The sequence below is a fragment of the Mesorhizobium sp. WSM4822 genome, from assembly GCF_055811155.1.
On record NZ_JBVVQM010000002.1, the window covers coordinates 187646 to 200350 of the forward strand.

11 protein-coding genes are annotated in these 12705 nt (G+C 62.3%); 2 read left to right on the top strand and 9 right to left on the bottom strand.

Features of this window, described 5'->3' with window-relative positions; translation table 11 throughout:
• Positions 1 to 6 precede the first annotated feature (6 nt).
• The 3 genes from AC0L3E_RS05805 to AC0L3E_RS05815 form a co-directional block, all read right to left on the bottom strand.
• The gene (locus AC0L3E_RS05805; protein ID WP_128307336.1) at positions 7 to 1164 is read right to left on the bottom strand and encodes an LVIVD repeat-containing protein; all 1158 of its coding nucleotides are present in this window, start codon (positions 1162 to 1164) and stop codon (positions 7 to 9) included.
• Positions 1165 to 1208: 44 nt separating this feature from the next.
• Positions 1209 to 2360 (bottom strand): cupin domain-containing protein, encoded by a 1152-nt coding sequence (locus AC0L3E_RS05810; protein WP_027039500.1) that lies wholly within the window; start codon positions 2358 to 2360, stop codon positions 1209 to 1211.
• A 290-nt stretch (positions 2361 to 2650) separates the two neighbouring features.
• The gene (locus tag AC0L3E_RS05815; protein WP_128307337.1) at positions 2651 to 4279 is read right to left on the bottom strand and encodes a GMC family oxidoreductase; all 1629 of its coding nucleotides are present in this window, start codon (positions 4277 to 4279) and stop codon (positions 2651 to 2653) included.
• Between the two features lie 202 nt (positions 4280 to 4481).
• On the opposite strand from AC0L3E_RS05815, the gene AC0L3E_RS05820 reads away from it, so the two are divergent.
• Both AC0L3E_RS05820 and AC0L3E_RS05825 read left to right on the top strand, forming a co-directional pair.
• Entirely contained in the window at positions 4482 to 5159 is a 678-nt protein-coding gene (locus tag AC0L3E_RS05820; RefSeq protein ID WP_013529856.1) for a FadR/GntR family transcriptional regulator, read from the top strand.
• A 43-nt stretch (positions 5160 to 5202) separates the two neighbouring features.
• On the top strand, positions 5203 to 6750 hold the full coding sequence (locus AC0L3E_RS05825) for a GMC family oxidoreductase (protein WP_164898482.1): 1548 nt from the start codon (positions 5203 to 5205) through the stop codon (positions 6748 to 6750).
• 58 nt (positions 6751 to 6808) lie between these two features.
• Here the strand turns inward: AC0L3E_RS05825 and AC0L3E_RS05830 are convergent, their stop codons facing one another.
• From AC0L3E_RS05830 to AC0L3E_RS05855, 6 genes are all read right to left on the bottom strand, one after another.
• Positions 6809 to 7561, bottom strand: a complete 753-nt coding sequence (locus AC0L3E_RS05830) for a GGDEF domain-containing protein (protein ID WP_127267697.1) — start codon at positions 7559 to 7561, stop codon at positions 6809 to 6811.
• Between the two features lie 151 nt (positions 7562 to 7712).
• Complete coding sequence (locus AC0L3E_RS05835) at positions 7713 to 8417, bottom strand: thermonuclease family protein (protein ID WP_473604427.1); 705 nt, start codon at positions 8415 to 8417, stop codon at positions 7713 to 7715.
• A gap of 33 nt (positions 8418 to 8450) precedes the next feature.
• The gene (locus AC0L3E_RS05840) at positions 8451 to 9650 is read right to left on the bottom strand and encodes an ABC transporter substrate-binding protein (RefSeq protein WP_473604428.1); all 1200 of its coding nucleotides are present in this window, start codon (positions 9648 to 9650) and stop codon (positions 8451 to 8453) included.
• A 92-nt stretch (positions 9651 to 9742) separates the two neighbouring features.
• A complete protein-coding gene (locus AC0L3E_RS05845; RefSeq protein WP_128307342.1) occupies positions 9743 to 10519 on the bottom strand; it encodes a lytic transglycosylase domain-containing protein in 777 nt (258 codons plus the stop codon).
• Between the two features lie 32 nt (positions 10520 to 10551).
• On the bottom strand, positions 10552 to 10923 hold the full coding sequence (locus AC0L3E_RS05850; protein ID WP_127270682.1) for a hypothetical protein: 372 nt from the start codon (positions 10921 to 10923) through the stop codon (positions 10552 to 10554).
• A 60-nt stretch (positions 10924 to 10983) separates the two neighbouring features.
• A partial coding sequence (locus tag AC0L3E_RS05855) for a calcium-binding protein (RefSeq protein ID WP_473604429.1) occupies positions 10984 to 12705 on the bottom strand: 1722 nt, incomplete at its 5' end.

The window sequence follows — 12705 nt, forward strand, 5'->3', positions numbered from 1 at the left end:
ACCCCCCTAGAGAACGCTGGTTTCGATGATGTCGACGCCGCGGATGCGATCGATCAGGTAGACGATGCCGCGGTCGTCGATGGTCACGTCGTTGGACGAGGAACGCTCCGCCCCCTCCGGCGCGTCGGGCATGAAATGGCCGACTTCCTTTGGCGAGAACGGATCGGCGATGTCGACGAGGCGCAGCCCCTGCGCGAACCATGCAAACGGAATGACGGTTCCATTGAACCGCTCGGAGGGCTGGTGGCAGCCGGTCATCGGCGGTTGAGGCGCGCCATCCGGGTCGAGGCCAGGCACCTGGAAGGTCGAGATCGGCAACGGGTTGGTCTCGTCAGTGATGTCATAGATCCAGGTGAAGGCCGGCGGCGAAGGTCGCAGTTTGGCGACATCCTCGTCCGCCACCACCATGATGTTGCGACCCTTGAGCGGCTGTGGGATCGGCAGGCAGGTGTGGGTGGGATGCGGAAAGCTCGGGCTCGAATTGACGTGCGAGACCAGCTTCGGCTTGGTGATGTCCGAAATGTCGAGGATGAACAGGCCGTGATGCCAGTAGCTGACATAGAGCCGGTCGCCCATGCGCAAAGGATGGTGGCAACGCGGCGTGACATAGTCATGCCACGGGTATTCTTCGCCGCCGCCGGTCCACTGGCCGGGTATCCACCAGCGTCCGACCTCGACCGGCTTCGTGGGATCGATCAGGTCGAGGATCATCACGATGTTGCCGACATAACCGTCGGCGGTCGGCGAGATGTAGGCGTAACGGCCGTCGAAGTCGTAGCGGTGGACGCCCTTGCCGCCGGTTATCCATTTCGAGATGAGCTTGGGCTGTGCCGGCTTGGTGGTGTCGTAGAGCGCCAGTCCGCCGCCGAAATCGGCCGGGCCGGCATCGCCAAAGCGCTCGTGGTTGATGATCATCAGCCCGTCCTTGGCGCGCACCTTGTGCGAGTGCCAGCCGGGCGGAACATCGATCGTCGCTATCTTGCGCGGATTGCGCGGGTCGGAAATGTCGACCAGCGTCGTGCCGCTCGGCGGCCGCATGTGGCCGATATAGAGGATGTTGCCGTCGACCCAGACCTGGCCGCCGCCTGGGCAGTCGACATGGCCGATCTGCTTGGTGTTGAACGCCGAAACCAAATGCATACGCCCTTGCTGCTGAAACGTCATTTCGATGTCCCGCCGCCATTGGCGGCGGGACAATAGGATCGGAGCTAGACGAGGCGGAGCAGATCGCCGGCCTGGTTGCGGCCCCAGCGCTTGTAGAGGAGCAGCGCCTTCTGCGTCGGCGCATCGGTGGCGCCGAAGAAGATCACCGGCTCGCTCGACGAGCCGTTGACATGCTCGACCCAGGAACCGCCAGGTATGGCGATGGTGTCGAACTGGTTCCAGTCATAACGTTTGCCGTCGATGATCGAATGGCCGTTGCCGCGGAACGGCGCCAGAAGCAGGCTGGCGGTCTCGCGCTGCGGCAAGGTCTTCTCGCCGGGGCGCAGCATCTGCACGTAGAAATTGATGGTGTGGAAGACGGGTCCGCCGGTGGTCGGATCGACATAGTCGATGACGATGCCTTCATGAGGGTCGCCATCCCAATCCTTGTGGGCGTCGAGAACCGCTTCCATCTTCTCCCAGCGATAGACATACATCGGCGACGACAGGCCGCCGCCGCGCTTGTGATCGACGAAACGCGGCATCAGGCCACCCTCGCCATAGATGCGCTGTGAGTAGTCACCGGGATAGCGGGCGGTCTGCACCTTCTTCTCGACTTCCTTGCCATCGACCATCTCGGTGTATTTGTGGTCGAAATGGACGGCATGCAGCGTTTCGACCAGCGGCAGGTCGAGCACCGACAGGTTGACCGCCTGCTCGCCGCCGACGGTGCCATGATTGTGCCAGGCGTCGTTGGGCGTCAGCACCATGTCGCCCGGGCCAAAAACCACGTCCTCGCCCTCGACGCCGGTGAAATTGCCCTTGCCGGTCAGGCCGAAGCGGATGGCGCTCGGCGAGTGCTTGTGCGGCGGCATGATCTCGTCGGGATCGTTCAGGCGGTAGGCGGTGTACATGGTGCTGACCGATGCACGCTTGGGCGCAAGACCGGGATTGACCAGGATCAGCGAACGGCGCTCGCTGTCGTCCATGGTCACCAGTTCGGCGGCGCGCTGCAGCAGCGGCTCGATGTCCGAATAGGACCACACGAAGGGAACGGCCTTCGACGTCGCCATCAGCTGCTTGATCTCGTCATGATCGACGCCTTCCGACGTCGCCCAGAACGGAAACATGTTCTTTGCGTAGAGGGCGTCATAGAGGCCCTTGAGTGCTGCCTTCTTGTTGGTGAGCACATCGTTAGCTGGTTGCGCCAGGGACATATCGGACACCTCTCGTCACGAAGAAAATACTTCTAACCAACTCAACCGTATTCGCATTGGTTTTGCTCGACAATACCCAAATTGCGAATTTTATAAGTTTTTGGTTGAGGTGCATTTTTGGGAGGCAAATGCCCAGAAATAGGCAGAATAGCCTAGAAATGCGCGAGATACGGCTCGCAATCAGGGCGTGAAACCGCTTCGCCACGGCCATGCGGAAGCGCATGACAGTCCAACCAACGCAGTTTTTCAGTCTCAACCAAAAGACTTTGGTTGTATTCCGGCCGCCTCTATCAGGCCGCCACGCTCTGTTGAGCGCGGCTGCGGATCAGATCCGCGGCCTTTTCGGCGATCATGATGACCGCCGCATTGATGTTACCACAGACGAGGTCGGGCATGACCGAGGCGTCCACGACACGAAGTCCGGCGATGCCGCGCACCCGCAATTCCGGATCGACCACCGATGCCGCATCAACGCCCATGCGGCACGTGCCGGCCGGATGATGCACGGTGATCGAGGTCTTGCGGATATGCTCGTCGATCTCTTCGTCGCTCTCGCATTTCGGGCCGGGAAAGAACTCCGCGCCAACGAACGGAGCCATGGACGGCTGGCTGGCAAGGTTGCGCGCAACGCGAAAGCCGGCGCGAAGCGATTGCCAGTCGCGCTGCGAGGACAGGAAGTTCTGGTGGATCAGCGGCGCGGCGACCGGATCGCTCGACGCCAGCTTGACGCTGCCGCGGCTCTCCGGCTGCACCGCAACGATACGGGTCGCAAAGCCGTCGGCGAACGGCGCCTTGAACGGCGACATGTAAGGCCATGCCCCCAGCGGTGCAGCGGTGAAAAGCAGCTGCACGTCCGGCAGCGGCCGGCTTGCGTCGCTCTTCAGGAATGCCACGACGCCGCCAGGCACATCTCCCGAAAAGCCCTTTCCGGTGAGATAAGTCTTGACGAAATCCAGCCCGATACGATCGGCCCGCATCATCTTGAGAAACGGTCCCGGCTGTTTGCGCCGATACATCAGGATGACCGAAACATGGTCCTGCAAATTCTTTCCGACCTGCGCACGATCGACCTTCGTCTCGATGCCATGCGCCGCGAGCTCACCGCTGTCGCCTATGCCTGACAGCATCATCAGCTGCGGCGTGTTGATGACGCCGCCGGCAAGCAGGACTTCGCGCCGCGCCAGAACTTCATGGCTCGCCCCGCCTCTGGTGTAGGCAATGCCCGCCGCGCGGCCATCCCTGAGCAGGATCTTCGTCGCCATCGCGCCGGTCAGCACCTTGACATTGCCGCGGCGCATGGCGGGCCGCAGATAGGCGGTCGCGGTCGAGCAGCGGCGGCCGTTGGCGATCGTCATCTGCAGCCGGCCGAAGCCTTCCTGTATGGCGCCGTTATAGTCGTCGGTCTGCGGGTATCCGGCATCACGGCTGGCTGTGGCGAAGGCATCGATCAGTTCGTCCTTATACCGGCAGAACTGGGTGTTCAGCGGCCCGCTGCCACCACGGTACCGGCTTTCCCCCGCTTCCCAGCGCTCCTGCTTCTTGAAGTAGGGCAGCACCTTGTCGAACGACCAATCCGTCAGGCCGCTTGCCGCCCAGCGATCGTAGTCGCCGCGATTGCCGCGCACATAAGCCATGGCGTTGGTGGAGGAAGAGCCGCCGATGACCTTGCCGCGCGCGCATTCGACCTTGCGCCCGCCGACATTGGCCTCGGGCTCGCAGAAATACATCCAGTCGTGGCGGCGCTCGGTCAGTATCTTGCCCCAGCCGAGCGGGATGTGGATCATCGGATCGCGGTCCCAATCCCCCGCCTCCAGCAGAAGCACCGATACGGCAGGGTCCTCGCTCAGCCGGTTCGCCAGCACGCAGCCGGCCGATCCCGCACCGACAATGACGTAGTCAAAGGTTTCGCCAGCCGGCATGCGTGATCCTCGGGAGAAAACGGCCCGCCGCGATGGCAACCGTCGACATGGCAGTCAACCATCGCGCAACTGGTGTTGTCAACCATTGCGTACAGTTGTAGATTGGTTGAATTGGTTGAGTGCCGTCGAACAGGTTTTCGTGTCACAATATGATGTCGGGACGTTGAGTCGGCGGTCTGCCGATCGGACAGGAGATTTGGTTTTGAGCGCATTCGAGCCGCAGGTCGGACCATCGGATCTCGACGACATCATCGCCGCGGTCCGCCAGTTGCAGCAGGGCGGCGGCAAGCTTCCGTCCGAGCGCGATCTTGCGGAACATCTGAGCGTCAAGCGCCATCAGCTTCGCAAGGCGCTTGAAGTGCTGCGCCTTTCGGGCGACCTCAAACCGGCGCGCGCCAGGCGGGCGCCGACCGCTCTTCCGAGATATGGCGAGGAACTGGTCAGGGTAACCAATCCGATCGAGGTCCTGGAATTGCGCCTGATCATGGAGCCGGGCCTTGCCCGACTGGCGTCGCTGCGCGCCTCCTCTTTCGAGACGGCGCGGATCCTCGACGCGGCAACCACGCCGGAGAACGCCCCGTCGGGGGAGGTCGACTTCGCTTTCCATCTCGCGATCGTTGCCGCGGCCCGCAACCATCTCGCCGCGGAATTCTACAAGATGCTGCGCCAGGTCGGCGTCGATGCGCGGGTGAAAGTTGCGCGCACCGCAGCTCCCACCTGCCCCAAGCGGATCGCCCACCGCGACGGCGAGCATCGCCTGATCGCCGAGGCGATCTCGCAGCGCGATCCCGAAGCGGCAGAGGCCGCAATGCGCGCGCACCTTTTGTCCGTGCAGAGACAGATCATGGAACGGTCGAATGCCGGCGCCTTTGCCGCGTGATCGTATCAGCTTCCGATAGTGAGCCTGTGCGGGGAATTTCAAATTGAAACGTCATTTCGACGTGCTGGTGATCGGCGCGGGATCCGCAGGCTCGGTTGTTGCCAGCCGGCTCAGTGAAGACCGGTCTTGCCAGGTCGGCCTCATCGAGGCCGGGGCGATGCCGGCCGATCCCGACATCGCCGATCCGCTGAAATGGACGATGCTCCAGGGCCGCGCCTACGACTGGAGCTACCGGACCGTGCCCCAGCCCTTCACCGCCAACCGCGTCCATGAATGGCCGCGCGGCAGGATCGTCGGCGGCTCGAGCTGCCTGCATGCAATGGCCTATGTCCGCGGCCATGCCGATGATTTCGAACCCTGGGCGCAAGCCGGCGGCGAGCGCTGGTCCTATCGGGGGTTGTTGCCGGGCTTCATCCGCAGCGAAGCCTTCACTGCCTTCGACGGGCCGACACGCGGCAAGAGTGGCCCGCTGGACGTCTATCTGCCGGACGCCGAAGTCAGTCCGGTCGTGCGGGCCTACATCGCCGCCGGGCGCGCCATGGGTGCTCCCGCCCTGAGCGACCACAACAGCGGCGAACTGGTCGGCACTAGTCCCAATTCACTCAACATACGTGACGGCAAGCGCCTGAGCGTCGCCGACGCCTATCTGTCGTCGCAGGTCATGGCGCGGCCGAACCTGACCTTGCTTGCCGGCCACGAGGTCGAGCACCTGGTGCTGGACGGCCACAAGATCACGGGCGTGAGCGTGGTGTGCGGGGGTGAGACCGGAACGCTCTGCGCCGACCGGATCGTCCTTTGCGCCGGCGCAGTATCCACGCCGCTCATCCTCATGCGGTCGGGCATTGGCTGTCCCGATACGCTGAAGCAAGCTGACATACGTTGCCTTGCCGATCGCGGCGATGTCGGCCGCAACCTGCAGGATCATCTGCTGGCTCTCGGCAATGTCTACAGCACGAAGAAGCCGGTGCCGCCCTCCCGCCTGCAGCACTCCGAATCGCTGATGTACCTGCACAGCGACGACCCGACCCGCTCCACGGGAAGTCCCGATATCGTGCTCGCCTGCGTCGTCGCGCCGTCGGCGGCCGAGGGCCTGAAGACCCCGCTTTATGGCTCGGCCTTTACCATCCTGTGCGGCGTCACTCATCCAACAAGCCGCGGGCGCATCACACCGAGCGGCCCGGGCCGCAACGATGCGCCGGTCATCGACCCGCATTACCTCGAAACCGAACACGATCGCGCGACATTCAGGATGGCGTTGAAGCGGGCGCGCATGGTCGGCCATCATGCGGCCCTGGACGAATGGCGCGATACGGAGATCCTGCCAGGTGCACCGGTTCAGTCCGATGCCGAACTCGATGCTTTCATCGCCAGGGCTGCTTCCACCCATCACCATCCGGCCGGCACGTGCCGGATGGGTCGTGACACTGAGGCCGTCGTCGATCCTGACTTGCGGCTGAACGGCTTCGACAATGCCTTTGTCGTAGACGCCTCGGTGATGCCGGCGATCCCGAGCGGACCGATCAACGCCGCGATCGTCGCCATCGCCGAAACCTGGGCGGCGTCTTCACGGGCTACCCCGTCGTCAGCGTAACCGCGGCCGCGTCCGACAATTCCCCTGGGTTCCGAATGGCTCTGGCTCCCAGCGATTGTCAGCTATGGAGATGCGTCAGTTCAAACGCGGCTCCGTCCTGGACGCCGGCCATGCGCTGCTCGGCGGACCGGAACATGTCCGCGAACTCCACCTGGTTTTCGAACACCACGCCGCCGACCTTGACGGTCAGGGCATCCTCGGTCCCTTTTGGCGCGAAATAGACTTGCGCGATGCGCGCCCGGATACGCTCGCCGATTTCCCTGGCTTCTGCTTCGGTCGCGCCGGCGAGGAAAACCCCGAACATCGACGTTCCCATGCGTCCAACCAGATCCTCCGCGCGCACCGACGATTGTATGGTCGAGGCTATGAGCCGCAAGGCTTGATCGCCCCATTCAAGACCAAAGCGCAGGTTGATGGACCGCAGATGTTCCGAATGGATGACCAGGAAGGCGCCCGATTTCGGCCCCGGTACCGACGGCCGTGCCGTTCTTTTTTCGACCATCGACGTGAAGACCGCTCCGTTCAGGCAGCCGGTCATGGTGTCGAAGGTTGCCGACTTGTCGAGTTCCCGGCGATAGCGACGAAGCTCGATCCGTTTTAATCCAACGAACAGAAAAAGCGGAACGCCAAGGACAACGGGCAACAGGATTGCCGTGATCATGCTGCGCCCAAATGGCGTCAGCGCCTCGGAGAACAGGAGCAGATAATTGAGGCCGACGGAAACGCCCAGGATTGCAGCGGTTCCCAGAAAGGTCAGCAAAGCGACGCTTTTCCATGCCTGGTCGGTGGTGCTCGCCATAGTCTTTATCACTGGCCGATCTCCTGTGGTTGGGCTGGTATAAGGCCGGTGTGTTGCAATTTCAGTTTCAAGGAAGCTTGCAATTTAATCGATTGCGCGATGACCCCATCAAGGCTGCGCCCGTGGCGGTTAACAAACAAAACATCAGGGAATGAATGGCAGGCTATTGCGCCGGGCCGAATATGCCCATCCCAGCCTTTCGGGCTGTCGCCTCCGCCTTGCCGTAGATGCCGCTCGGCAGCGCCGTGGCCCAGCCGTTGGAGACAAGCCAGGCGCCAACATCCTGCTTGCCCAGCCTGCATGGTGCGGCGACGGCAAAACGCTCGACGTCCGGCGGTACGAAACAGTGCAGCGCGCGTCCCCTCAGCCAGGAATTGAAAACGGCGCGGGCGCGCACGCCGCAAGGCCAGGTGACGTCATGAAACGAGCAGGAGCTGTCGAGATCGATGCCTCGCACTCCGCTGATGACCACCTTGCGGCCCATGGCTTCGAACATCGCCGACGATGTGGCAATCGGGCGGTAGAGCAAGACCTCCCGCCAATCCCCGGGCATTGGCGTTTTCGGGGGCACGGCGAGACCGAGCTCGCTGAGTGGCGGACGGGGCTCGGCCCGTTCGATCTCAGCGGGATCAAGCCGTGGCGGAGCGATCAGGTCTTGAGCAACCTTGCGCGCCGGCTCCAGGCGTTGCGCGCCGGCAACCGGGGCAACCGGCCGGATAGGCCGGGTATCGCCAACATCCGGCGACGGGGCACGGACAGGCCGATCGACCGAAAGCAACGCCCCGCCCTGAATGATCAGCAGTATCCCGGCCAGAAGCAGGAAACTTCCGAGCGCGATCGCCAAACGGCTGCGGCCCGGCCTGCCCATCAGCTTGAACAGGATCTCAGGGATTTGCGCCGGTCAGAAACCCGACGTCGATTTGGCAACCAGCTTGAGCGCACCTTTTTCAATCCGATAGAACGGCATCGAGCGTTGGCTGGATCCGTCGGCCCGAAACCGGAACAGGCCGGTCGAGCCACGAAAGCCGTTTGGATTTTCGAGAACTTTCTTGCTGAAACCATCAGGCCCGACCGCGCTGGCAATCCCTGCCGTCAGGGCAACCATATCATAGGCATAGGCCACATTGACGTCAGCCGGATAGTTGTATGTCGTCCTGAAGCGGTCGGCGATCGGCCCGGTTTCACTTGGATCGAGCGTGGCGATAAACGCCCCCTCGAAGAGCGGATCCATGGGGTGCTCCAGCCAACGGTTCGTCCCGACGACGGAGATGGTCTTTCCCGGAATGCCCTTCGATTTGAGGGCGGCAAGGATGGGCGCCGGACTGCCATTGCCACTGGCGACTATGACGGCGTCGGGGGCGTCCACGAGTGAGCCCATTTCGTCGACCGCCTTCGCGCCACCGTCGCCGGCAGAATATCGGAGAGTGACCGCGAGCGCCGCGCCGTAGATGCTGAGGCTGTTTGCGACCCGCTTCTCCGTGGCGCCGGCGTTTGGATTGTCCGCGACAAGCAGTACGAACTTCTTGCTGCCTTTCGCGGCCAGTCCCGCGGCGCCGGCTGCGGCGCTGTCCGCTTCGCCAAGCAGCACGGCATAAACCCCGGCGCCGCCGGCGAAATTATCGGCAAGCGCCAGAACCGGTGGCCGCTTCGATCCCGAAAGCGTGGCAATATGCTGGGCTGCCGGCAGCTCGGTCGGGCCAATGACGACTTTCGATCCCGTCGTAATGGCCGTTACCGCCAGTTTGCTGGCCTGCGCGCTGTCGCCCTTGGTGTCCTCTATCGTCAGCGTCAGCAATCCGTTGCCGATATCCGTCATCGCCAGCTTGGTCGCATCGAGCATCTTCCTGCCGTTTTCCCCGGCCGTTCCGGGGGCGGACAGCGGCAGCAGCATCGTGACTTTGGTCGAACCGGTACCCAGCGACTGGGTCGCCTGGACGGGACCGCCACCGGCGGCGCCGTTCTGCCCGGCAGGCGCGGCAATCGCCGCCGGATCGAGCACTTCAGACACGCCGCCCTTCGACTGGCAGCCCGACACGATCGCGGCGAGCGCCAAGGCGATTGCCCATGTCCGCGGACAGTGGACCTGTCGGCCAGCTTCCATGAATGCTCCACCCCTATGTGCCGCCGGATATTGTTCCCGGTCTGGTCTTCAACGCATGTTACGGCGGACTTGCAATGCCGTCTGTAGTTCTTTTAGCCGCCGAAAAGCCTGCCTCTGAGGGCCCTGATCTGCCTTGCTTGCCCGGCACTTCGATAGTCGGCGCATTTCATGTATCGCGGCCCCGGCACGAACACGCGGCGCACGCAAACGCCCTTTGCCCCCTTCCCCGGCCAGAATTGGGCAGGGGCTCCGCCCTCTCCGCCCGGCAAAAATGCGGAAAAGCCGAACGTCGCCACCGGCAAAGGCCCGGTCACTTCAAAGCCTTCCCTTGCCAGGATTGCCCGAGCACGCTGGCAGTAGCGGACCGAAAGGGCCGAGAACCGGCTTTCATTGTGCCCGGCGCGATATTTCATGACGGTGGTGCACAGATCGCCCGCGGCCAGCCTGTTGGCCTGTGCAAGATATTTGACCCCCAGCGCGATGTTGGCCGCCGGCGCGCTGAGATCGTCGAGGGAACCTCGAAAGCCGAGCATCCTGGCGGTCGCCGGCATCACCTGCATCAGGCCGACTTCGCCGTCGCCGCCTTGCACGTCGGGGTCGAAGCCGCTTTCGATCTCCATCACCGCATGCGCCAGCATCGGCTCCAGGCCGTAGATCGATGCCTGGCAACTCGCAAATGCCTTGAAAGCCTGCCGGGTCCACTCCGTGGCCGGATCACAGCGCACCGGTTGCTTCAGTCCGGACGAAAGCTGTGGTTTCACGGATGGTCGTTCCAGCCAGTTGGCACTGGCCGGCGTGACCGTTTGGACAAAGCCAAACAACACGATCGCACCCGCGACCGCCTTCAGGAAGGATCCGTCGGCTGTCATGATGGCCAACAGGCGTGGGTTCGCCTATCCGGTCAGTGCATGTACTCGACCATGCGATCGTGAAAACACTCGCATTTGTTGAGGTAGTCTTCGTCCTTGTAGTTCGTCTTCAGGTAGCCATAGGCCTTGCCGCAAGCGACCTTGGCCTCCGACGCCCAGACGAAGACGGGACGCGACGAGTTGATCCACTCCGAGCTGTTGGCGACGGCAACCGACTCGTCCATCAGCTTCACAACCTCCTGTTTCAGATCGACGATGTTGTCGTTCAGCACCAGGTTGGAGGTGCCGACGACACGGCAATAGTCGCCCGTCGGACCGTCGATGATGTCGGCGGCATACCCCGTCGACCCGACTGCCAGCAACAGCGTCGCAGCGGAAACAAGCAGTCTTGCAGAACGTTTCATATTGAGCTCCCCTAGATATTAGCGACGTATAACATAGTCGCGTGGTTGTGCGCTATGGCGTTAACCCACCAGATTTGCCGTCGTCGTGTGCTGGGTAGCGCCATCGTCATAGAGCAGCGTGATTGTGTTGGCCGCGGGCAGGTTCGACAGCGTCGCCACGTCGACGAAATTGGCGCCGCCGGTGGTCCCGTCATGATCGACACTGAGAGTGCCTGTCGCCGAATCGTAGTTCACGAAATCGCCAACATTGGCTCCTCCGGGAGCTGTGTCGAACAGCGACGTCAGGTCTATCTTGTCGCCTTGCCCGCCATTGTAGTCGACGATGAGATCCTTGATGTCGAGACCGTCGAGCTTAAATGTATCGGCGCCCGTGCCACCGGTCATGGTATCCTGGCCGAAGCCGCCGATCAGAGTGTCATTGCCCGCTCCGCCGTTGATCGCATCATTGCCGAGCCCGCCGAAGAGCACGTTGGTGGCACCGTCACCTGTCAGCGTGTCGCTGAAATCCGATCCGATGATATGAGGCGCCGCCAGCGTCGAAGTATACGAGTGAGGGTCTCCAGCCAAATCCGCCGAGTGATTCTGGACGGTTTGTCCCGTCGGGCTCAACGTGATGCCGATGGTGCCCGCAGCAGTATCGCCGTCCCCATCGACGACGCTGACCGGCAGATCGAAGCTCACCGGGCTGTTCGTCGAAGCTGCTGCGCCGAAGTCTCCCAGCTTGAAAGTGTCTCCAGACTCAAATCCAATCTCGAGACTGTTGTACCCGTTGGCCGTATAGGTCGCTATCGAGGTGTTCTGCAAGATTGAACCCACAACTACCTCATATTGAGTTCCAGCAGCTGCGCCATCGACAAAATGCACCGTAAATATCTCACCGCCAACGGTAACGTTCGTTGCCGTTGTACCAATATCGGTGAACGACACCAGCTTTGTCTGGCCGTTGTAGCTAATTGCGACCGCAGAAACCGAATCCTGGACGCCGTCGCCAACCACCACGTTCCCCCCAGTGTCGGAATCGTCGAAGGCAGCGAAGCGAGCCGCAGACGAAGAAGAGATGCCGGTGAACTTCGCCGACGCGCCGTTCGTAACGTAGTGTTGCTCGAAGAGATGGGTCGATGGCGATGAATAACTGCCGTTCGGTGGGCTTCCGGTCAAGTCCACGACATAATCAAGGCGCATTTTCTCGCCTGAGCCAACCGAATTGCCGCCACTAACTCCGCCCTCATTCGCATTTGTGTTCAGAGTTCCTGAACTGACGCCGCTTTCTACAGGCGTCAAGAGCAGATCCCTGCTGTCGTCATTGACCAATGTGTTGAAGCCGGCCCAGGCACCATTGCCGCCAACGAAATTATAACCACCCCCGTTGAAATCGACGGTGGTTATGCTGTCCACGGCTCCGTTCATATCCACGGAATAGGAGGCCGTCGCCGGGTCGAGCGTGACAACAAACACAGAAATGGCGCCGGCGAAGCCCGTAAGCGTGTGGCCGTCTGCGGAGACGTCATACACGATTGAAACGCCATTGGAGGTCAGCCCGCTCGCCGTGCCGTCGAGCGACGTCGGGAAGATGACAGTTCCACCATCGGCGCCGTAGTTGTTGGTAAGCACCCCATCGATATCGAGGTCGAACGTGACGGACGCTCCTGCTCCGTTAGCCACGACCGCAGAGGCTGGGGATATGGCCGTCGGAATGTCATCGACGATGTCGACCAGGATGGAGCCGGTGGTGGTGTTGCCGTGGGCGTCGGTCACCGTATAGGTGAAGCTGTCCTTGTCCTG